Origin of the sequence: Pantoea sp. S18 (genome assembly GCF_045689705.1) — a bacterium.
Taxonomy (GTDB): Bacteria; Pseudomonadota; Gammaproteobacteria; order Enterobacterales; family Enterobacteriaceae; genus Pantoea; species Pantoea symbiotica.
Window position 1 is genome coordinate 2467361 of sequence record NZ_CP142688.1, and the last position, 20036, is coordinate 2487396.

At 57.5% G+C, this 20036-nt stretch carries 15 protein-coding genes, 1 tRNA gene and 1 pseudogene; 5 read left to right on the top strand and 12 right to left on the bottom strand.

Going from position 1 to position 20036, the window contains the following annotated elements; genetic code table 11:
• Positions 1-187 precede the first annotated feature (187 nt).
• Positions 188-1231 carry an alpha/beta hydrolase gene (locus VIJ98_RS11455; protein ID WP_323274028.1) on the top strand — a complete coding sequence of 348 codons (1044 nt, stop codon included), beginning with the start codon at positions 188-190 and terminating at the stop codon, positions 1229-1231.
• Here the strand turns inward: VIJ98_RS11455 and VIJ98_RS11460 are convergent.
• The 6 genes and pseudogenes from VIJ98_RS11460 to VIJ98_RS11485 all read right to left on the bottom strand — a co-directional run bounded on the left by VIJ98_RS11460 (position 1228) and on the right by VIJ98_RS11485 (position 9116).
• Positions 1228-2439, bottom strand: a complete 1212-nt coding sequence (locus VIJ98_RS11460; protein WP_323274029.1) for a multidrug effflux MFS transporter — start codon at positions 2437-2439, stop codon at positions 1228-1230. The two genes, VIJ98_RS11455 and VIJ98_RS11460, sit on opposite strands and share 4 nt — an antisense overlap.
• Before the next feature lie 172 nt (positions 2440-2611).
• Complete coding sequence (locus VIJ98_RS11465) at positions 2612-3991, bottom strand: NtaA/DmoA family FMN-dependent monooxygenase (protein WP_323274031.1); 1380 nt, start codon at positions 3989-3991, stop codon at positions 2612-2614.
• Positions 3992-4010: 19 nt separating this feature from the next.
• Positions 4011-5633 (bottom strand): annotated as a pseudogene (locus VIJ98_RS11470) (dipeptide ABC transporter ATP-binding protein).
• The gene (locus VIJ98_RS11475; RefSeq protein WP_154193840.1) at positions 5633-6490 is read right to left on the bottom strand and encodes an ABC transporter permease; all 858 of its coding nucleotides are present in this window, start codon (positions 6488-6490) and stop codon (positions 5633-5635) included. The pseudogene VIJ98_RS11470 and the gene VIJ98_RS11475 overlap by 1 nt, the downstream one beginning before the upstream one ends.
• Positions 6487-7509 (bottom strand): ABC transporter permease, encoded by a 1023-nt coding sequence (locus VIJ98_RS11480; protein WP_323274037.1) that lies wholly within the window; start codon positions 7507-7509, stop codon positions 6487-6489. Before VIJ98_RS11480 ends, VIJ98_RS11475 begins: the two co-directional genes overlap by 4 nt.
• On the bottom strand, positions 7506-9116 hold the full coding sequence (locus tag VIJ98_RS11485) for an ABC transporter substrate-binding protein (RefSeq protein ID WP_323274039.1): 1611 nt from the start codon (positions 9114-9116) through the stop codon (positions 7506-7508). Before VIJ98_RS11485 ends, VIJ98_RS11480 begins: the two co-directional genes overlap by 4 nt.
• Before the next feature lie 299 nt (positions 9117-9415).
• Between VIJ98_RS11485 and VIJ98_RS11490 the strand changes: the two genes are divergently transcribed.
• The 3 genes from VIJ98_RS11490 to gap all read left to right on the top strand — a co-directional run bounded on the left by VIJ98_RS11490 (position 9416) and on the right by gap (position 12798).
• On the top strand, positions 9416-10636 hold the full coding sequence (locus tag VIJ98_RS11490) for an acyl-CoA dehydrogenase family protein (protein ID WP_323274043.1): 1221 nt from the start codon (positions 9416-9418) through the stop codon (positions 10634-10636).
• Positions 10637-10728: 92 nt separating this feature from the next.
• Entirely contained in the window at positions 10729-11709 is a 981-nt protein-coding gene (locus VIJ98_RS11495; protein ID WP_323274045.1) for a helix-turn-helix domain-containing protein, read from the top strand.
• A gap of 78 nt (positions 11710-11787) precedes the next feature.
• Positions 11788-12798 carry a type I glyceraldehyde-3-phosphate dehydrogenase gene (gap, locus tag VIJ98_RS11500; protein WP_265297692.1) on the top strand — a complete coding sequence of 337 codons (1011 nt, stop codon included), beginning with the start codon at positions 11788-11790 and terminating at the stop codon, positions 12796-12798.
• 147 nt (positions 12799-12945) lie between these two features.
• Here the strand turns inward: gap and phoA are convergent, their stop codons facing one another.
• Complete coding sequence (gene phoA / locus VIJ98_RS11505; RefSeq protein ID WP_323274048.1) at positions 12946-14352, bottom strand: alkaline phosphatase; 1407 nt, start codon at positions 14350-14352, stop codon at positions 12946-12948.
• A gap of 244 nt (positions 14353-14596) precedes the next feature.
• On the opposite strand from phoA, the gene VIJ98_RS11510 reads away from it, so the two are divergent.
• A tRNA-Ser gene (locus VIJ98_RS11510) sits at positions 14597-14684 on the top strand.
• A gap of 128 nt (positions 14685-14812) precedes the next feature.
• On the opposite strand, the gene VIJ98_RS11515 is transcribed toward VIJ98_RS11510, so the two are convergent.
• From VIJ98_RS11515 to tssF, 5 genes are read right to left on the bottom strand one after another with little or no spacing between them, the layout of a single operon-like run.
• Positions 14813-16156 carry a VasL domain-containing protein gene (locus VIJ98_RS11515; protein WP_323274050.1) on the bottom strand — a complete coding sequence of 448 codons (1344 nt, stop codon included), beginning with the start codon at positions 16154-16156 and terminating at the stop codon, positions 14813-14815.
• 36 nt (positions 16157-16192) lie between these two features.
• Entirely contained in the window at positions 16193-16648 is a 456-nt protein-coding gene (gene tssE / locus VIJ98_RS11520; protein ID WP_137386000.1) for a type VI secretion system baseplate subunit TssE, read from the bottom strand.
• The gene (gene tssJ / locus VIJ98_RS11525) at positions 16645-17181 is read right to left on the bottom strand and encodes a type VI secretion system lipoprotein TssJ (protein ID WP_323274053.1); all 537 of its coding nucleotides are present in this window, start codon (positions 17179-17181) and stop codon (positions 16645-16647) included. The genes tssE and tssJ overlap by 4 nt, the downstream gene beginning before the upstream one ends.
• Positions 17159-18226, bottom strand: coding sequence for a type VI secretion system baseplate subunit TssG (gene tssG, locus VIJ98_RS11530; RefSeq protein WP_154156512.1), 1068 nt, complete (start codon positions 18224-18226; stop codon positions 17159-17161). Before tssG ends, tssJ begins: the two co-directional genes overlap by 23 nt.
• Positions 18190-19944, bottom strand: coding sequence for a type VI secretion system baseplate subunit TssF (gene tssF / locus VIJ98_RS11535; RefSeq protein ID WP_323274055.1), 1755 nt, complete (start codon positions 19942-19944; stop codon positions 18190-18192). Before tssF ends, tssG begins: the two co-directional genes overlap by 37 nt.
• Positions 19945-20036 lie beyond the last annotated feature (92 nt).

Consider the following 20036-nt stretch of genomic DNA (forward strand, 5'->3'; position numbering starts at 1 on the left):
GCGTTGAACGTTATGTTGCGCGTCGCTCACCAACAGCAAGCTGACAAGTTGCTGACAGCGCTGTCAGTTAGCGTACGAGTGAAACTGACAAGGTTGTTATGTTCTGGTCATGATGCTGTCAGCCCGCGCGCCTTAAGCTTCCGTGCACGGCCACTATTCAGGCCAAAACTTTTTTCCGGGAGCGAAGATGACACTCACTGCAATACATGCCCTGCTGATCACGGCAATCTCCGTCAGCGCACAGGCCGCTGATTACCGAAAAAACCCTTTCACGCTGGTTTATGACGGCGCGATTACGCAAAACGTGGCGGGCAAGGTCAACATCCATCCCGTTAAGTATGATCTGCACGGCCTGCAAATCGCCGCCAATGTCTACACGCCCGCCAATTACGACCCGGCAAAAAAATATCCCGCGATTGTGGTCGCCCATCCTAACGGCGGCGTGAAAGAGCAAGTGGCTGGTTTGTACGCACAGCGACTGGCCGAACACGGTTACATCACCATCACCGCCGATGCCGCTTATCAGGGTGCCAGCGGTGGCATGCCACGCAGCGTGGATATTCCGGCTAACCGGATCGAAGATATTCACGGCATGGCCGATTACCTTAGCCGCTATCCCGGCGTTGATGCTGAGCGCATTGGCCTGCTCGGCATCTGCGGCGGCGGCGGTTACTCGCTGAAAGCGGCCCAGACGGATAAGCGGTTCAAAGCGCTGGCAACCCTGAGCATGTTTGATTCCGGGCGCGTGCGCCGCAACGGCTATCAGGATTCCCAGATCGCCACTATTCAGGATCGTCTGCGTGCCGCCACCGAGGCGCGCAGCAAAGAAGCCGCGGGCGGTAAAGTCAGCTACTCCGGCGACGCCAATCTGACCGATGAACAGATCGCTAAACTGCCGTTCGATCTCTATCGCCAGGGTTACGCCTATTACTGGAAAACCCACGCCCATCCGAACTCAACCTTCCGCTACACCACCAGCAGCCTGCTGGAGTTAATGCGCTTTGATGCGCAAAGCAACATGGAGCTGATCGACCAGCCGCTGCTGATGATGGCGGGCAGCAAAGCTGACTCGCTCTACATGACGCAAAGCGCCTTTAGCAAAGCCAGCGGAACCGCCATCAAAAGGCTCTATCTCATCGAAGGCGCAACCCACATAGAGACGTACTGGGTGCCACGTTATGTCGATGAAGCGATGAGTCAACTCGATCCGTTCTTCGACCAGAACATTTAAGCTTGCGACTTTGCCGTGGCGGCGCTGATCGCCATGACCGCACTCGCCACGGTAAACAACGCGATAATCCAGCCCATGGTCCACGGCGTACCGTCGCTTAACAGCGCCAGCAGCAACGACGAGATGATGCCGCTGCCGTATTGCAGCGAGCCAATCAGCGCCGAGGCGGAACCCGCCATATTCGGCACCGCATCCATCGCCGCCGCCGTTGAGGTGGCCGCGATAATGCCGTTCATTGAGAAGAACACGAACACCGAAAGAATGATCATCACGATGCCGCCGAGCTGCAGTTTGGTGCAGAGCGCTAGGATCAGCGCTGCCACGGTGGCGGTTAGCACCGCAAACTTCAGCAGCGACTCAAGCGGATAGCGATGCACCAAACGTCGATTCACCATGCTCACCGCCATCAAACCCACCACGTTGACCGCAAACAGCCAGCCATAGTGCTGCGCATCAATGCCGAAGTAAGAGATGTAGACAAAAGGCGAGCCGGTAATAAAGGCGTAGGCCGCGACGTAATAGAACGCCACGCACAGGGTAAAACGCATGAAATGGCGATTTTTCAGCAACGTGAAATAGTTGCGAAACGCGCCCGGCAGCGAGGCTTTCACCCGTTTCTCCGGCGGCAAGGTTTCCGGCAACCAACAGATCAACATCAGCATCACCCCGCCGATAGCCGCCAGCAGCCAGAAGATGGCATGCCAGGATGTCACACGGATCATCTGCCCGCCCAACAGCGGCCCGGCAATTGGCGCAATCGCCATAATCACCATCAGCGTCGAGAGCATCTGCGCAGCACGCGAGCGAGCAAACAGATCGCGAATCATGGCGCGCGCCAGCATCGGCCCGGTACAAGCGCCTAAAGCCTGGAACACACGCCAGAACACGATGTGGGTGATGTCAGTGGAGAGCGCACAACCCGCTGAGCCGATGACAAACAGCGTCAGCCCAATAAACAGCGGCGCTTTACGGCCGAAGTGGTCGCTTAACGGTCCCCAAATCAGCTGGGCAATACAGAAGCCGATAAGAAAGCCGGTGATGGTAAGTTCCGCATCGCCATGTAGCTCGCGCGCCATGATCGGCATAGCGGGCAGATAGATGTCCGTGGATAGCGAGGTGATCGCCATCAACGCACTCAGAATGAGGATAAACGGCAAACCGCTCGATTTGACGGTGAAGGATTGCGTACGCGTTGAGGCGTGATCCATGTTGAATTCCAGAGAGATCGAATTCGTCCATGTTAGCGGAAGGGATTGTGAAGATAATGGCCTGAAATAGTATTGGGTCTATGAGGTTGATTCATTAATACGTGGTCGCCATAAATGGCGCCCCTACAAAACCGTAGGGTGCGCATTTATGCGCACCTGGTTAATCGTGATGCTAATCCAACGTCAACTTCCTCTGCGGATGCGACGCCGGCAGCTTGCTCTCCTTGCCAAAAATCTTCTCGCGCAGCGTGCCTGATTTATACGCCGTTTGCGCCAGACCACGTTTTTGCAGCACCGGCACCACGTGTTCGACCCACTCATCCCACCAGCCGAGCGTGGTGACCGGCACCACATTAAAACCATCAACGCCGGCATCGGCAAACTGCTGCACCCGGTCGGCGATCTGTTCTGGCGTACCGGCAAAACGGCCCGGCAGCAGCGCGTGCTGGATCAAGTATTCGCGCCACGTCAGCACACGGCCTTGCCCATAATCAGCATCAACCGCGATACGGAATTTCGAGCGCATATGCTGGCTGAACTCCTCGCGGCGACTGAGTTCGGTCAGCGGTGTATCGGGATCGATGTTCGCCAGATCGATGCCCGAACCGCCGCTGTAGAAGCCCTGCAATGCATTGATATCAATGTTGTCGAACAGATATTGCTGCTTGCGCTTCGCCTCTTCCTCAGTCGATCCAATCACGGTGGACAGCATCACCAGCTTCTTCAAATCCTCCGGCTGGCGACCGAAATCCACCACATCCTGATTGAGGATGGCGATATCTTTGCGCGCGGTGTCTGGCGTTTGCGATGGCAGGAACGTCACTTCGGCGTTGCGCGCGGCAAAGCGGCGTCCGGCATCCGAGTTGCCGGCCTGGAAGAACACCGGGCTGCGCTGCGGCGACGGCTCAACAATGTGCGGCCCTTCCACCCGATAGCGCTTACCAACGTGGTTAATTTTGTGGATCTTGTCGGCATCGAAAAAGCGGTTGGTGGCGGGATCGTGCAGCACTGCGCCCTCTTCCCACGACAGCTCCCATAGCTTATACGCCACATCGAGATACTCCTGCGCCCATGCGTAGCGTTCGTCGTGCGGCACAATGTCCTGATAGCCGTAGTTGCGGAAGCCGTTGGAGAGATACGAAGTGACGATATTCCAGCCGATGCGACCGCGGGTAAATTCATCCAGCGAGGAGATCTGGCGCGCAAACGAAAATGGATGGGTCTGAATCACGTTGCTGGTCACCACCAAACCAAGATTTTCGGTGGCTAAACCCAGTGCCGAAAGAATGGTGATCGGATCGGGCTCGGGGAACTGAGTACCGGCACTAATCGTGGTTTTACCATCGCCATAGTCGATGTCATACACGCCCACCACATCGGCGATGAACAAGGTATCAAACAGCCCTTTCTCCAGGGTTTTCACCGTCTTTACATAGGCATCAAGCTGGTTGTAGTTGTACTGAACCTGGCCTTCCGGCGTGCGCCAGTAACCGTGGCTATGGTGGTTCGGCGTGAGATGCAAAAATCCGTTATAAATCAGTTCGCGTGACATGTTCGCTCCTGTAGCAAAGTTAGGCAGTTTCCGGCGCGGCCAGACGTGGCAGCGAGGCAAGTAACGTCTGGGTGTAAGGATGGCGCGGGCGGTAGAACACCTCATCGGCGGCGCCCTGCTCGACCGCCTGGCCGTTTTGCATCACCAACACGCGATCGCTCATGTGATGGATCACGCCGAGATCGTGCGAGATAAACAGATAGCTGACGCCGAGCTGCGCCTGTAGATCGCTGAGCAGATCGAGAATCTGCGCCTGAATGGTGACATCCAGCGCCGACACTGCTTCGTCGAGCACAATCACTTTTGGATGGGTCGCAATCGCGCGGGCTATCGCCACACGCTGGCGCTGGCCGCCCGACATGCGCGCTGGCCACTGCGTGAGATGCTCTGCGCCGAGCCCAACCGATTGCAGCAGGCTAATCGCTCGCTCGCGCGGTGTTTGCGTTGGCGCATGCCGATCGAGCGCAATCGCATCCAGCAGGATGTCAGCCACGCGCCAGCGCGGATCGAACGAGGAGAGCGGATCCTGATACACCACGGCGATCTGGCGGCGAATGGCACGTTGATCGGCGGCGGACGCGTGGCTCCACGGCTGACCGGCAAACAGCACCTCGCCGCTGTCCGGTGTTTCCAGCGCCAGCGCAATGCGTGACAAGGTGGTTTTGCCTGAACCCGACTCGCCAACAATCCCCAATGTCTCGCCGCGTTTCAAGCTAAAGGAGACGTCATCGACGGCGCTGTGCCCGCGAAAACGCTTCACGATATGTCGCGCTTCCAGCAGCACTTCCGCTGATGGCGTCACGGATCGGATTAACACACTTGCCGCGCTGCCCGAAAGGCGTTGCCCTTTAGTGTGCTCGCTGGGAATCGCGTTAATCAAACCTTGGGTATACGCATGCTGCGGCTGTTGCAGCACCTGCTACGCCGTACCCGCCTCAACAATCGATCCGCCCTGCATCACCAGAATCTGATCGGCGATTTTCGCTACCACCGCCAGATCGTGGCTAATCAGAATTACGCTGGTGCCGCGATCCAGCATCTGCCGTAAGACCTCCAGCACCTGCGCCTGCACCGTGACATCCAGCGCGGTGGTGGGCTCATCGGCGATCAGCACATCCGGATGCAGCGCAATCGCCGAAGCGATCAACGCGCGCTGGCGCAAGCCTCCCGATAACTCTCCCGGCCGCTGGCTGACGCGATAAGCCGCCTGCGGCACGCCGACTTCTTCCAGCAAGGTCTGCACTTTCTGCTGACGGCTGGCGGCGTTGCCCCAGCCATGCAGCGCCAGCGCTTCGGCGATCTCTTTACCCACCGGACGCAGCGGATCCAGCGACACCAGCGCGTCCTGTAAAATGAAACCCACTTTGCTGCCGCGCACCTGCCGCCACCAACTGTCGCTACGCTGCTGCAGCGTCTCGCCGTGCAGGCTCAGCGTTGCAGCCTGCACCTGCAATCCGTCACCAGCTAATCCCACCAGCGAACGAGCGGTGACGCTTTTTCCCGAGCCCGATTCGCCCACCAGCGCCAGACATTGCCCGCGTTGCAGTGCGAAGCTGACGTTCTTCACAATATGGCGCGGTTGCCCGCTTTCGCTGCTGGCCCAGATATTCAGGCCGCGCACATCAATCACATTGTTGCTCATTAGCGCTTCTCCCCTTCCGCTCGCTGCTGGATGTAGCGGCCAATCTGCGTGAACGACAGCGCCACCAGCACAATCGCAATGCCCGGCAGCACTTCCAGCCACCAGGCGACGGTGACGTTAATTTTTCCGGCTTCGAGTAGCGCGCCCCACTCCGGCGACGGTGGCACTACGCCTAATCCAAGAAACGACAACCCAGATGCCCACACCACCGATTGCCCGATGCCTAACGCCACCAGCGAGAACAACGGCCGGAACACGTTGGGCGCGATGTGCTGGATAAACAGCCGCGGCCAGGGATGACCGAGCGCACGCGCCGCTTCGACATAACCGGATTGTTTGACCTGCAATGCCTGCGCACGCACCAATCGCGCGTAACCCGGCGCGGTGCCAATGCCGACCGAGATCAGCAAACTGCTGGCGGAGGGACCCAAAAGCGCGACAAACAGCAGCGCCAGCAGCAAGGTGGGAAACGCCAGCAGGATTTCCAGCAGACGATTGACCGGCTCCGCCAGCCAGCGCGGGCCGAGCGCGGCGCTAAAGCCGAGCACCACCGCACCAAATAGCGCGATCACCATCGCGCCGATGCCAATCAGCAGCGACTGACGCGTGCCCCAGATAATGCGGCTATAGAGGTCACGGCCAATGTCATCTGTGCCGAGCCAGTTGTTCCACGAAGGCGCTTGCAGCGCGCGATAGAGATCGGTGCTGAAGGGATCGTGCGTCGCCAGCACGCCGGGCGCGATGGCCGCGACAATAAAGAACAGCGCCACGAGAGCGGAGAGCAGCACCGAAAGCGGCAACTGCCAGCTGATGCGCGTGGTGCGCGGTGCGGCGTAATCCGTGAGATGATTTGTCATGCGCGACCTCGCAGACGGGGATCGATGATCAGGTAAATCAGGTCAACCGCCAGGTTAATGACGATGTAGAGGAAACTGATAAGAATCACGATGCCGGAGACCAGCGCAAAATCCTTGTTGCTCACCGCATTGACCAGCACGTTGCCAAGTCCCGGTCGGGCAAACACCGCTTCCACCAGCACCGCGCCAGAGAGCAAATTGCCAATCGCCCAGCCGCTCAGCGTGATGGCCGGAATCAGCGCGTGACGTAACACATGGCGCAGCCGCACGCCTGCCAGACTCATGCCGCGCGCCCGCGCCGACAGCACAAACGGCTGCTGCATGCTGCGTTCAAATTCGCCGCGAATGGCGTGACCAATAAAGCCCGCCAGCGGAATCGCCAGCGTGATGGCGGGCAGCACGGTGCCGAGCAGGCTGGTGCCGCCGACCACCGGGAACCAGCGCAGGCCGATGGCGAAAACGATCAGCAGCAGAATACCAATCCAGTACTGTGGCAATCCGGCCATGATGGTTTCCACCGCCGAACCAAACGCCGCCAGCCGACGGTTGCGACCGGCGGTGAGCAGCGTCCACGGAATGGCGATAATCCACGCCAGCAGCAGCGCGGCAATCGCCAGCGTAAAGGTCGGCAGCAATTGCTCGGCGATGATGTGCACCACCGGCCGCTGCAGCTCAAATGAGAAACCAAAATCGGCGTGTAGCAGCCGCCAGAAATAGTGCAGATACTGCTCGACAATCGGCTTATCAAAACCGTATTGCGCGTTGATCGGTGCCAGCTCAGCCGGCGTGCGTTCAATCACCTGCCCGGAAGTAATATTTAGCAGGATAGTGGCGCGATCGCCTGGCAGCACCGACAGCACCAAAAATGTCACGGTGATGGTGCCCCACAGCACGAAAAGTGCGGAGGCGATACGCAGTGAAATCCGCCGCAGCAACGACGCCGTGCGGCTGCGTGGCGTGGCCACGTTTGCCAGATGGGCGGCGCTGTTTTGCGGCGGCGATGACGTTAATTCACTCATGGCTGCTCCTGCACGAAGTAAGCATCGTTAAAGTTCAGCAATCCGTTGCCCTGATCCTGCCAAAGCCCGCGTAGGTTGTTGGCGATGGCAACGTTGTAGGTGAAGTTGTAGCCGCCGATGGCAATCGCCTGATCGTCAAACCACTTTTGCAACAGGTCAAACTTTTGCCGCCGGCGTTGCGCATCGGGCTCGCGCTGCGCATCAAGGATTTGCGCTTCAACTTCAGGATTATTGTAAAAGCTGGTGTTATTGCCGTTGAACGCACCGTTGAGCGCATGGTTGTAGACGATGTCGAGGATGTTGGGCGACGGCCAAACCCAGTAACCAAAGCTGATTTCCTTATCTCCCGGACGCGAACGTGCACCGGCAAAGCCTTCGGTTTGCGTCAGCGGGATCAGATCCAGCTTGATGCCGACGCGTTTGACCTGGTCCTGCACCGCCTGCAGCATCAGCGCGCCTTCCTGGTCGATAATCGCCTGAATAAACGGTAAGCGCGCATCCAGCGTTTTACCGTCTTGGGTGCGATAGCCGGCGGCATCGCGTCCGGTCCAGCCCGCGTCATCCAGCAGCTGATTGGCTTTGGCGATATTGAGCGAATAGCGATCGTCGACATTCAGATAGAGCGGTGTGCTTTTACTCAGCGAGCCATTGCCCTCATACGGCACTGCGCCTTTAAACACGGTTTTGACGATCTGCTTGCGGTCCAGCGCGTAAGCAAATGCCTGGCGCACCCGCTGATCGGTAAACGGACCGCGCTGCACATTAAAGGAGAACGCCTGCGGCCGTCCCGTGGCGACATAAGAGAGCGTTTGATAGTGACGTTGCAGCGCCTGCCACTGCGCGGATGGCGGCTGATAAATCACCTCCGCGCCGCCGCTCACCAGTGCGCCCCAGCGCGTGGTGGCATCCGGTACAAACTTCCACTCCAGATGCTTGATATACGCCGGGCCGTTGTGGTGCGCGTTTGGCGGTGCCCAGCGATAGTCGTCATTGCGCACAAAGCTGATGCCATCGCCGCGCACCCAGCGCGCCACTTTCCACGGTCCGGTGCCGACCGGTCGTAAGCACTTCTGCTCGCTGCTGTTATGCGCCAGCGAATCGGGCGATTGAAATCCGTAATGACCATTTGCCAGCACATTATAGATTTCGGGATTCGGCTCAGATAAATGCAGCGCCACGGTATAATCATCGACCTTGGTAAATCCGGTCATATAGGTAAAACCGTGCCAGCCTATTCCTTTTTGCCACGCTGGATAATTCGCAATAACTGCATCGGCATTAAATACATCGCCATCGGTAAATTTAACGTCGTGGCGTAAATGAAACGTAATGGTTTTACGATCGGCGGATTCACTCCAGCTGGCAGCCAGCCACGGACGAATTTGTCCGTTGTCATAACTCACCAGATAATCAAAAACCTGACGCGATAAATAAGCTTGCTGCACCCAGCCGCCCCACAAGCAAGGTGGCTCCTGCTCATGCAGATAAACCAGCGTGCCGTTGCTATAACGGGGCGAATCGCTCTGCGCGCTGACGCTTAAGGGCAACGCACCACTTATTGTCGCCAATATCGGCATGAATAACCGCTGAAGAGACAGATATTTCATTTCGCTACATTTCCCGGTTAAAGACAAATAACAGATTTCGCATGGATCTATTCCGCTTGAAATTATGTTTTTTGGAAATTAATGGGTAACTCACGGAGTAGCGTTTGAATAGAGCACAGATATAAAACGCGGCAAATAACAATAGTGGCAGTGAATATGCAGAATTGAATTATTTGTTCCATATAGTGAAATAAGCAGCGATTAGTTATTTGGTGAAATAGCTTACGCAGAAAAAGCATTAATTTGCGCCCGATGGCGATGACATAGTAATGAAAATTTCTACGCTGGAGGGAAGCGTCATGTCGCACATCGAATCAGGTTGGGGAGCTGGCCCGTCATCCCGTTATGAACAGCTGGCGGAGCGTTTCCGTCCGGTGTTCCAGAAAATACGCGCGGGCGCGATTGAGCGTGAGCTGCAGCGTCAACTGCCGCTGGAGCAAATTGCGTGGCTGAAACAAGGCGGTTTCACCGCACTGCGCGTGCCGGAGAGCCATGGCGGGTTGGGCGCGACGCTGCCTGAGCTGTTCGCACTGCTGATTGAGCTCGGCGAGGCGGATTCCAATCTGGTGCAATCGATTCGCGGTCATCTCGGCTTTGTGGAAAACGTGCTGAACAGCGGCAGCAGCCAGTTTCGTGACAAGTGGCTGACGCGGGTCGGACGCGGCGAAATCGTCGGGCCCGCATGGAGCGAAACCGGCGAAGCACGCCAGTCAGAATTCTCCACGCACATTGCGCGCAGCGGCGAATCCTGGCGGCTTAATGGCCGCAAGTTTTACACCACCGGCTCGCTCTATTCCGACTGGATTGATATCGGTATCACCGATGAAAACGGCAAAGGCGTATCGGTGACGGTTTCCCGCACCGCCGAGGGCGTGACGTTGCTCGACGACTGGAACGGCTTCGGCCAAACCCTGACCGCCAGCGGCACGGCTATTTTCGCTAACGTGGCGATCGCCGCCGATGACATCAACGAAGAGATTCATTTCAGGTATTCACCGGCGTTTTATCAGCTGATTCATCTGGCGACGCTGGCAGGCATAGGCCGCGCGCAGAGCGGCGAAGTGGCGCAGCAGGTGGCTTCACGCACGCGCACATACAGCAACGGTAATGCGCCGCGTGCCGCGCAGGATGCGCAGATTTTGCAGGTGGTTGGACGCCTGCGTGGCGCGGCCTACAGCAGTGGCGCGATTGTGCTGCACGCCGCCAGCGCGCTGCAACGTGCCTATGACGCCCACTTCAGCGGCGATCAGGAGCACGAGAACCACGCGGTGGCGATTGCCGAACTGGAAGTGTCGCAGTCGCTGAATGTGGTGAGCGATTTGTTACTCAACGCCAGCTCGACGCTGTTTGATGCGCTGGGCGCGTCGGCCACGTTGAAACCGCTGGCGCTTGACCGCTTCTGGCGCAACGTGCGCACCCTTTCTTCTCACAATCCGCGCATCTATAAGGATCGCATCGTCGGCGATTTCGCCGTGAACGGCACGTTGCCGCCCGAGCAGTGGCGCATCGGCGTAGCGTAAGGTCGCCATTCATGGCGACCTGGTATGCATGGCGTTAATCCCTGCCTCATGAGACACTCTGGCTTATTCCGTCAATAAATCCATTTCACGCCATGAAAACCTTTCTGATTATTGTGCCCGACGGCGGCATGCTGTTCGAAGCGGCGGGTATCGCCGATATCCTGATGCACGCCAATCAGCATCTGCCGGTTGGCGTTGATCAGCAACGCTATCGCGTTAGCCTCGCCACCACTCAATCACATCAGGTGATCCATGGCCAATCGGGCCTCAATCTGTTAGCCGACCTCAAACTGGCCGATGTCGATCCGCGCACTGCGTGGGACACCATCATGATCACCGGACGCGGCGACAGCGCGGAAGAAGGGAACATGGTGGTTGATTTCATTAAGCTGGCGGCCCCGCAGGCGCGACGCGTGGTTTCGGTGTGTGGCGGCGCGATGCTGCTGGCGGAATCCGGCTTGCTGGATGGTCGCCGTGCCACCACGCACTGGCGCTTGCTCGATACTTTGCAGTCGCGTTATCCAAACATTCAGGTGGAAAGCGGCCCGCTATTTATTCAGGACGGACCGATCTGGACCTCCGGCGGCGTCAGCTCGGGCTTTGACCTGACATTGGCGCTGGTGGAAGAGGATTTCGGCTTTAGCGTGGCGCGCGATATTGCGCAGGATATGGTGATGTATCTGCGCCGTCCCGGCGGGCAGATGCAGTTCAGCCGTTTTCATCTGCAAACGCCAAGCGGCATCGGCCCGATCGGTGAACTGCAACACTGGATCCGCGCCAACCTCGCCGACGATCTGTCGGTGGAGAAGTTGGCGGAGCGCGTTGCCATGAGCCCGCGCAACTTCACCCGCGTGTTCACCCGAGAAACCGGTGCGCCACCCGCACGTTATGTGGCCGAAGCGCGCCTTGCCGCCGCGCGTGAACAGCTGGAGCAAAGCAACGACACGCTGGATCGCATCGCGCAACATACCGGCTTTGGCAGCAGCATCAATTTACGTCGCAGTTTTGAGCGCCAGCTGCATCTCACGCCGGGCGAATACCGCCAACGCTTTCACTGCAGAAAATTGGCGTAAAGTGATCCTTTTTTGGCGTTTACGCCACTGCGTCGTCGGCCTAGAGTGACTCCAGCATCTTCGGAAAAGGAGTCAACCATGACTAAGATCGGCATTAACGGCTTTGGCCGTATCGGACGTAACGTTTTTCGTGCAGCGCTGGGCAGCGACGATATTGAAATCGTCGCCATCAACGACCTCACCGACAGTAAAACTCTCGCGCATCTGTTGAAACACGATTCCCTGCTCGGCAGATTACCGGCGGAAGTGGAAGCCGGCGAAGGCGAATTGCGCATTGATGGCAAAGCGGTGCGCGTGTTCAGCGAGCGCGATCCGGCGAATATTCGCTGGCGCGATGTCGGCGTGGATATCGTGATTGAAGCCACCGGCTTCTTCACCGAACGCGACAAAGCCGCTGTGCATATCACTAGCGGCGGTGCGAAGCGCGTGATTATCTCCGCGCCGGGCAAAAACGATGACCTGACAATTGTGTTGGGCGTCAACGATCAGCGTTACGATCCGCAGCAGCACTTTGTAGTGAGTAACGGCAGCTGCACCACCAACGGCTTAGCGCCAGCGGCGGCGGTGCTGCATCAGGCGTTTGGAATCGAGCACGGTTTAATGAACACCACGCATGCTTATACCAACAGCCAGGTGCTACACGACCAGCCAGAGAAAGATCTGCGCGGTGCGCGGGCGGCGGCGCTGTCGATTGTGCCTTACTCAAGCGGTGCGGCGAAGGCGCTCGGTCGGGTGATTCCGGAGCTGGATGGTCGATTGACCGGCTATTCCCTGCGCGTGCCGGTGCCGGTGGTTTCGATTGTGGATTTAACCGTGACGCTGAAACGTGATGTGACAGCAGAAGAGGTGAACGACGCCTTTAAAGCGGCGGCGGCAGAAGGTCCGCTGAAGGGGATTCTCGGATACAGCGATGAGCCGCTGGTATCGAGCGATTATCAGGGCGATGCCCGTTCATCGATTATTGATGGGCTTTCTACGCTGGTGATTGGCGGCAATCTGGTTAAGATCCTTGCCTGGTATGATAACGAATGGGGCTTCTCTAATCGTCTGGTGGATTTAGCACGGTTGATGGCAAAACGCGGCTTGTAAGGTAGGGTCGCCATTAATGGCGTAATGCCGCTCACCTAAGCAATAAATTGCCTATGTAAGAAGGTGCGCATGAATGCGCACCCTACGAAAACCTCACTAACTACTGTAGGGTCGCCATTTATGGCGACCTTCTCAACAATAACCCCGTTACTTCAATCCCATCGCATCCTTCAGAGTAAAGAACAGATCGGTCTGATCGGTCAAACCGACCACGTTGGCCGCATGCGGGCCATAAGCTGCAATACGCACCTGCGTGCCGGTGTGTTCCTGCGAATGCTCTTCTGAATTGCCGTAGCTGATGGTCATCACTGCACCATCTTTGGTGTTCACCGCCTGCGTCAGGCCCGGTGCTTTGGTGCCGTTTTCCACGATCTGGCTGCTGTGCGCGTGATCGGCGGTCACCACCACCAACGTGTCGCCGTGCTCGCGCGCAAATGCCAGCGCCTGCTGCACCGCTTCATCCAGATCAACTGTTTCACCAATCTGACCGCATGGATTAGCTGCATGGTCCTGCTTATCAATCGACGCGCCTTCCACCTGCAGGAAGAAGCCTTTTTCATTGGTGCTCAACAGATCGATAGCTTTTTTGGTCATCTGCGCCAGCGTCGGTACCGAAGCTGGACGCTCTTTATTCACTTCACAGGTCACCACCGGCTTATCAATGTTGCCGTGATAGCTGGCTTTCGGTCCCTGCCAGCGCACCGGCATATTGCCGTCGGCGAACAGGCCAAGCACCGGTTTGCTCTGGTCGGCCTGTTGAATAGCGTTCATGCCATCCAGATTATCAATCCACTGATAGCCTAGCGCCTGAGCCTGTTCGCGCAGGGTTTTGCCCTGATACTCGCCAGCTTTGGCGGTTTCACCGAAAGATTTCGCGCCGCCGCCTAACGTAACGTCCGCACGGGTTTTCAGCATCTGCTCGGTAATCGATCCTTTACCGCCCTGTTCTAGAGCATTAGTTGGACACAGCTCAGTGGTTTTCTCCGGGCCGTAGCATTTGCGCGAGGTGACGTGGGCAATCAATGCCGCTGGCGTGGCGTCCTGCAATTCAGCAGTGGAGACGTTGCCGGTGGCTTTACCGGCGGCTTTCGCCAGCTCAAGAATCGTCACTTGATCTTTGCCGTTCACGTCGACGCCAATTGCGCCGTTATAGGATTTGGTGCCGGTGGCCCACGCGGTGGCTGAGGCGGCGGAATCCGTCACGTAATTTGGCTTGTGGGTTTTCTTATCTAATGAATAGTGCGTGTATTGACCGGTTAGCGGCAACGCATCAATACCGGGGAAAAAGCCGCCTGCACCACGCGCCTGATTACGCGCGGCGGTGATTTCCGAATCACCCATGCCGTCACCAATCAGCAGAATCACGTTTTTCGCCGTGCTATTGATTAGTGAAGCTTTCAGCGCTTCGGTCTGGTCGCCAGTGAGACGTCGTGCGCCACCGTGTTCGGTGACATCGCCGGTAGCGGCGCGGGAATATTGTGCATCTTCTGCCACTGCTGATGTCGCGATCAGCGAAGCCAGCAGCGTAACCGTAAAGAGAGGTATCTGTTTCATTTATAAGCATCCTTATCCATAGATATAACCAAATGTTTCCGCGGACAAGTCTGCGACAGTGCGGTGACATTTTTGTGACAGAAAGGGAATGATTTGATGACAGAATCGCCATTCTGAGCAGGCTAACGGCAATACGCTCAGAGCTTAAGCGAATAGAACAAAAGGAGAAAATAGCACTTGACCCTTTTCAGCGATCTCCCTATAGTAGCGCCCCGTTGACCCAGCGCGGTTGACAAAAAAATGTGGTGAGGTGTCCGAGTGGCTGAAGGAGCACGCCTGGAAAGTGTGTATACGGCAACGTATCGGGGGTTCGAATCCCCCTCTCACCGCCACATTCTAAAGAAGAGCCTGAACGAAAGTTCAGGCTTTTTTTTGCCTGTTCTACAGAGAAGGGGGATTCGAACCCCCGCCTAATTTAACAGCTGGCAAAAGCAAATTAGCCCGCGGATTTTGCTCAATATTACTCTCTTGAAGATGTGACCACCTGTTGATAACTGGCGATAAGCTGCTTCAAGTGCATTTCCGCTTGTGCTAATTGATGTTGTGGAACGTCACCACCTGATTGCTGCAACACGCGCAGTTCTTCTTCCAGTGGCACCGTTCCGTTGAACGCCTGCGTCATATCATAGACTGCCGTTTTCAGTTCGCTCACCGTCAGATATTTGCCGCGCTTCTCATCCAGTCCGTTCAGGCGCTGCGACAACATGTTTAGCTGCTCCATGCCCTGCTGCCATCCCTGCATTTTCTCAGCAGGCAGCGCTGCCGCCTTAAGTTGCTTGTTCCAGCGTGCGCTCATCGTTTTAACAGCGTCCGAATCAGGCAATAACAGGCTGGCCTGCATCACCAGTGCATTGCCGTGCTGCAGATTCCAGTCCGGTGCTGCGCCCTGCAGCCAGTTTAGTTGCTGCTGCGTTTGCTCCAGCCATGCGCCGTCGTTTAGCCATTCGGGGGGATTAGCCTGGAGTTTTGCAACCATTTCAGGCTCAAGCGGTGCTGGGATTGGCGATACCGAAGCCAGTAATTCCTGCTGCAACGGAGATTCATGCTTGGTGTTTTGCTCAACGAAATAGTAAGCGACGAACATCAGTGACACGCTCAGCAGCGTTGCGCCCACACCACTAATAAACGCCCGTTGGCGCAGCCGCCGCAAATCGGGTGCAGGCGCTCCCGTAGACGGAACATAAACCCAGCCACTGACTTCTGCATCTGCTAACGCCAGTGCGGGCTTCTCAATCGGCGCGATTTCAGGCCGCGTAATCACGGCGTTCGACGTTGAAATATCGCAGCGCTCCAGCATCACCACGGCATTGCGAATGCGATCCAGTAGCGGATCAATCTGACTAAGCTGACGCAGTTCAAGACGTTGCAGGTGATCGCCAGCTTCGCTAAGCAAACGCGCTGCCTGGCTGAGAGCCGTTAAGTCAGATTCGGTTATCGTTTGAGTACGCAGGAACTGCTGCAACCGACGGCTCAGTCCCGCCAGCAATTCGATGCGCGAGTGCGCTGGCTGCGGCCACAGGGTCGGCCAATCGCGGGTAATCAACGCCACCAGCACCGCCAAGCCTTCTGTCATACCTACCGTTCCTGCCGTGTTCGCACGCGATAGCGTGTACCAAACGGCGCTTTGCAGCTCGACGCCGTTTTTTTCGAACAGCGTTAAACAGAGCACGGATACATGCGGCCAATCCAAATCCGGACACGCCGGGTGCGTGAGTTTCTGCATTTCCTGACGCAGCGCAGCATATTCCGCAAACGCACGCGGATCGCCGCCGGTTTTAACAAACCGAGGTTGAGATGAAGTCATTGCTGTATTCCGAAAAGCCTTAATCAGGCAAAAAAGTTAAACAGATGCCCTGGCATCCAGATATTGCTGCTGTTTCATATGGCGGATCATCACACGTCCTTCCGGCATAAATTCGGTGCCGAAGCGCACCAGTCCGCCCTCTTTGAGTTCGGCATCAATGGCATAGCGCAATTCGCCGGGCATGCTCTGCTCCAGTAACACCACATCAATGCGCTTCAGGCGCGGCTCATATTTCAGCAGCACCTCAGAGAGCGTATACAGCAGCTGATGCGCGGTGCCGGGCATGCCCTGAAGGATGCGCGTCATATCGGGCAGACCATAATCAGGGATATGCGACAGCGATCCGGCGCGAGTATTGAGGATGCGCTGCATGTTATCGAGCACCGAGAGGATCACCTGATCCTGTTCCTTCACACGGTCCAGCTCCAGCCCACCCGCGAAGCTGCCTTTCAGCAGCTCATACAAAGAAGGTTGATGGTTGCCACCACTCATGGTTTTGCCTCGCTGATCAGGCGCAGGCTGTTGCTGCTTAACTCAATCACGCGCGCTTTATCCGGATCCAAATCGTTGCGCTCCAGCACCAGCCGCCAGCTGTTTTTCGCCATATCCGGCTGCTGGAACAGCGCGACTACCGCGACAAATCTGGCTTCTTTTTCCATCGGCATATTCAGCGACACGTCGCCGCCCGGCGTCAGCACCACATCGCGATCGGCGAGGAGTTCGGCTTTGAGCACGTCCGCCGCATCGCCGGTCAGTTGCTGATACACCGCGCCGTCAAACGCTTTGCGCTCGCTGAGCTGGAACACGCGCACCATCACCGGCTGCGACAGCGGATTATGCTCGCGGCTGTCGCTGTTGAGGCTTTCACGCGCGCTGAAATCCAGATGCAGAGTTTTGATCTGCTTGTAGAAAATCGCGTCAAACGCCGCGACCGATCCATCGGTGACTTTCTGCTGCAAACCGCAGCCGCCAAGCAGCAACAGTGCGCTGCACATCAAAATTTTAATCAAAGTGGTAACTGACACGTCGCTGCTCCTCGCAGGGTTTGACCGGGCTCATGCCTGCATAGCAGCCCAGTTCAGTAGTAAAGGTTTGGGGGATGTCGCTGCACGCCTCGTCCGCGCCGAGCACGCCGGTCATGCCGAGCCAGAACGGCGCATCGCCGAGTTCCCGCGGTGCCAGCAGCTGCGTCTCCAGACACAATCGAATACGCGCCCGGTAGCGCCAGCCGAGATAGACGCGCAGCATCACCAGAAAATCCTGATACAACTGGCCGTCCGGCAGCCAGCGTGTGGCTTCGTTCGGGCAAGCGGTTTGCAGTTCGATCAGTAGCTGGCTGTTGGCATCCATCGCCTCATCGCCGAGCGGCGCGTTGCCATCCAGTACGAACTCGCATTCCAGCGGATGGCTAACCGGCACCGGACGCAGACAGTGCGGCTGCACGGTCACCGAGGTGTTCGGCGCAAGCAAACGCACCAGCGCGCGAATGCCCTCTTCCGTTCTGCCCGGCTGGCGCATGACGCCGAGTAGCGCCAGAAAGCGTGAAACCGGCGTGGCGATATGCTTGCAGGTGCCCGGAATGCCCAATCCCACCAGCCCGAGCAGCGATTGCGACGTGCTGTCGCCGCCGCCTGCCTCAAAAGTTGCCGGATACGAGTATTTGCGCCAGATGCGATAAAACTGCGTCAGGATGCGGTGGTTAAAAATATCCAGAAAGCCCTGCAGCGCTTCATGCCCTTCGTCGCGCTGGGTGATGTCATCGATGTAGCTGCCGGGCAGCGGCGAATCCACGCCGTATAAACCTAAAAACGTGGTACGCACCACCGGCGGCGCAGCGGCATCGCTTTCAGGGTATTCAACCGCTTTCAGCTCGCCTGCTGGAAATCCCATGCCGGGATGCGGCTGTAGCCGCACCGCATCGTTCTGCGGTTTGCTGGTGCTGCCGAGCGGCGGCTTATCGCGATGCTGATGTTCAATCAACTGGCAGAAACGGTAAAAGTTCAGCCGCGTCAGCTCCTGCTCCAGCCGCGGCGTCAGCCGGAGATGCGGCGATTGTGCTTCTCTTCCCATTCGAGGCGCTCTCCGGTTGGCTGCAGGATTAAAATCAGACGGTTAAAAAGGTGGATATCGGTATACAACGCGAAGAAGCGGCTGAGCATTTCGCCAAACAGGCAGATATCGCCGCTGCCGGCAAAGCCGCTGCTGTCGAGGGTGATTTCAATCTGCACGCCGCGCAGCAGATAACCCTGCTCAAAGCGTTCGGTCTCTTTGTGGCAGACGTGCAGGATGGCTTCCAGACGGCGGCGATTCATTTCGCTGTGCGTCCAGTCGTACAGCGCCAGCGTGCCGCGCAGCACCTCGGCGTTGTCCATCATCCACAGAAAACTCGAACCGAGATGGCTCAGCACGCGCCAGTGGAAGCGGTCACGATTCGGCGGATAACACGGCAGCGTCGGCGCGCACAGGTTGCGCACCTGCATCGCCACGTCGGTGCTGCTCACGGCGGTATCCAGCAGCGTGCTCTGCAGCGCGCGGCGCGGCAGCTGGCCGTTGGTGCCGGTGACGCTCACCGACAGGCTTTCGTTCTCCGGCAGGCTGTGATTATCAAAGGCTTCGCCGCCGAGGATCATCCAGGTTTCGTGCAGCCCGGACGGCCCGCGCCGCACGCGCGTGTGATAGTAATGTTCCGGCGCTTCGTGACGCAGCATGCCGCCTTTGTGGCGGAAGCTGCTGAACGGCACGTACGGCAGACCTTTCGAGGAAATTACCGAATCCACCGAGTAGATTTCGGTATGTCCGTCCTGCACACGCATTGGCCGCAGCATATACTCGGTTTGCAAGCCGTTGATCATCAATGGATCGGATTCCATCGCGAACAGGTTAATCACCGGCACGGCGTTGAGGCGCAGATGTTTTTCGCTGAACTGAAAATCATGCTCCCAGCGCTGCGCCAGCACCACGTCGAGTTCAAACCACGGCAGCGACGCGGGCAGCGCAATCTGTTCCAGCCCGCGCAGGTTCACCGCCATAAACTTCTCGCGGAAGGTGAAATATTCCAGCAGCAGCTGATAGCCGCTGAAGCTGCCCTCATCGCCCGGCCACAGCCGATCTTCCTGACTGAAGCCCTGCGCGCTGAAGTGCCCGTCAAAGCGGCGGCTGTCGGTTTCGCCCGGCAAACGCAGTGCGATGCTGGCGACGTTGAGCGTTAATGCTTCGTGCAACGCACAGGCCAGCGGCGTATCGGCATTGAGATAGAGCGGAATGCGGCTGAGATCGGTGCGGCTCCAGTCGGCCAGCGCGCCGCCGTTAAAGCGCAGGCGAACAACTGAACGTCCGGCGGCATCGGTGGTTAATTTTGCCGACTCCAGCGCCAGCGGCAGCACCTGCACGTCGCGTGTGGTGGTGTAGCGACAGCGCGTGCCTTTTTCACCCACCGGACGTGAGATTACTTCAAAGCCGCGTGCCAGCCGCATCGGCTCCTTCATCTCGCGCCAGTCGGGCGTGAATTCCACCACCGACATGGACGGAATGGTGCGCAGATAGTGCGGCCACAACAGGCTGACCAGACCTTCGGTCAGTTCTGGCAGGTCGTCGTCGAGCTTTTCACGCAGGCGACCGACCATAAAAGCAAAGCCTTCGAACAGTCGTTCAACGTAGGGATCGCGCGCGCCAGCTTTGTCGAGATTGAGCATCGCTGCCTGTTCAGGATGGGCGCGGGCAAACTCTTCGCCCGCTTCTTGCAGGTAGCGCATTTCAGCGTCGTAATAACGCAGGGTTAAATCGTCCATAATTATCTTAATTAAGTATCAAACAATGTATTTAATTCCCTATAAGCGGGAAATTAATTATAGGAATTAACTAAAGCCACACGATAGTGAGC

Coding starts and splice junctions, on each gene's coding strand:
- tssF (WP_323274055.1), bottom strand. CDS start 19,944: ATGGACGATTTAACCCTGCGTTATTACGACGCTGAAATGCGCTACCTG.
- VIJ98_RS11475 (WP_154193840.1), bottom strand. CDS start 6,490: ATGACAAATCATCTCACGGATTACGCCGCACCGCGCACCACGCGCATC.
- VIJ98_RS11465 (WP_323274031.1), bottom strand. CDS start 3,991: ATGTCACGCGAACTGATTTATAACGGATTTTTGCATCTCACGCCGAAC.
- VIJ98_RS11485 (WP_323274039.1), bottom strand. CDS start 9,116: ATGAAATATCTGTCTCTTCAGCGGTTATTCATGCCGATATTGGCGACA.
- VIJ98_RS11455 (WP_323274028.1), top strand. CDS start 188: ATGACACTCACTGCAATACATGCCCTGCTGATCACGGCAATCTCCGTC.
- VIJ98_RS11480 (WP_323274037.1), bottom strand. CDS start 7,509: ATGAGTGAATTAACGTCATCGCCGCCGCAAAACAGCGCCGCCCATCTG.
- VIJ98_RS11515 (WP_323274050.1), bottom strand. CDS start 16,156: ATGACTTCATCTCAACCTCGGTTTGTTAAAACCGGCGGCGATCCGCGT.
- tssG (WP_154156512.1), bottom strand. CDS start 18,226: ATGGGAAGAGAAGCACAATCGCCGCATCTCCGGCTGACGCCGCGGCTG.
- tssE (WP_137386000.1), bottom strand. CDS start 16,648: ATGAGTGGTGGCAACCATCAACCTTCTTTGTATGAGCTGCTGAAAGGC.
- gap (WP_265297692.1), top strand. CDS start 11,788: ATGACTAAGATCGGCATTAACGGCTTTGGCCGTATCGGACGTAACGTT.
- VIJ98_RS11460 (WP_323274029.1), bottom strand. CDS start 2,439: ATGGATCACGCCTCAACGCGTACGCAATCCTTCACCGTCAAATCGAGC.
- phoA (WP_323274048.1), bottom strand. CDS start 14,352: ATGAAACAGATACCTCTCTTTACGGTTACGCTGCTGGCTTCGCTGATC.
- VIJ98_RS11490 (WP_323274043.1), top strand. CDS start 9,416: ATGTCGCACATCGAATCAGGTTGGGGAGCTGGCCCGTCATCCCGTTAT.
- VIJ98_RS11495 (WP_323274045.1), top strand. CDS start 10,729: ATGAAAACCTTTCTGATTATTGTGCCCGACGGCGGCATGCTGTTCGAA.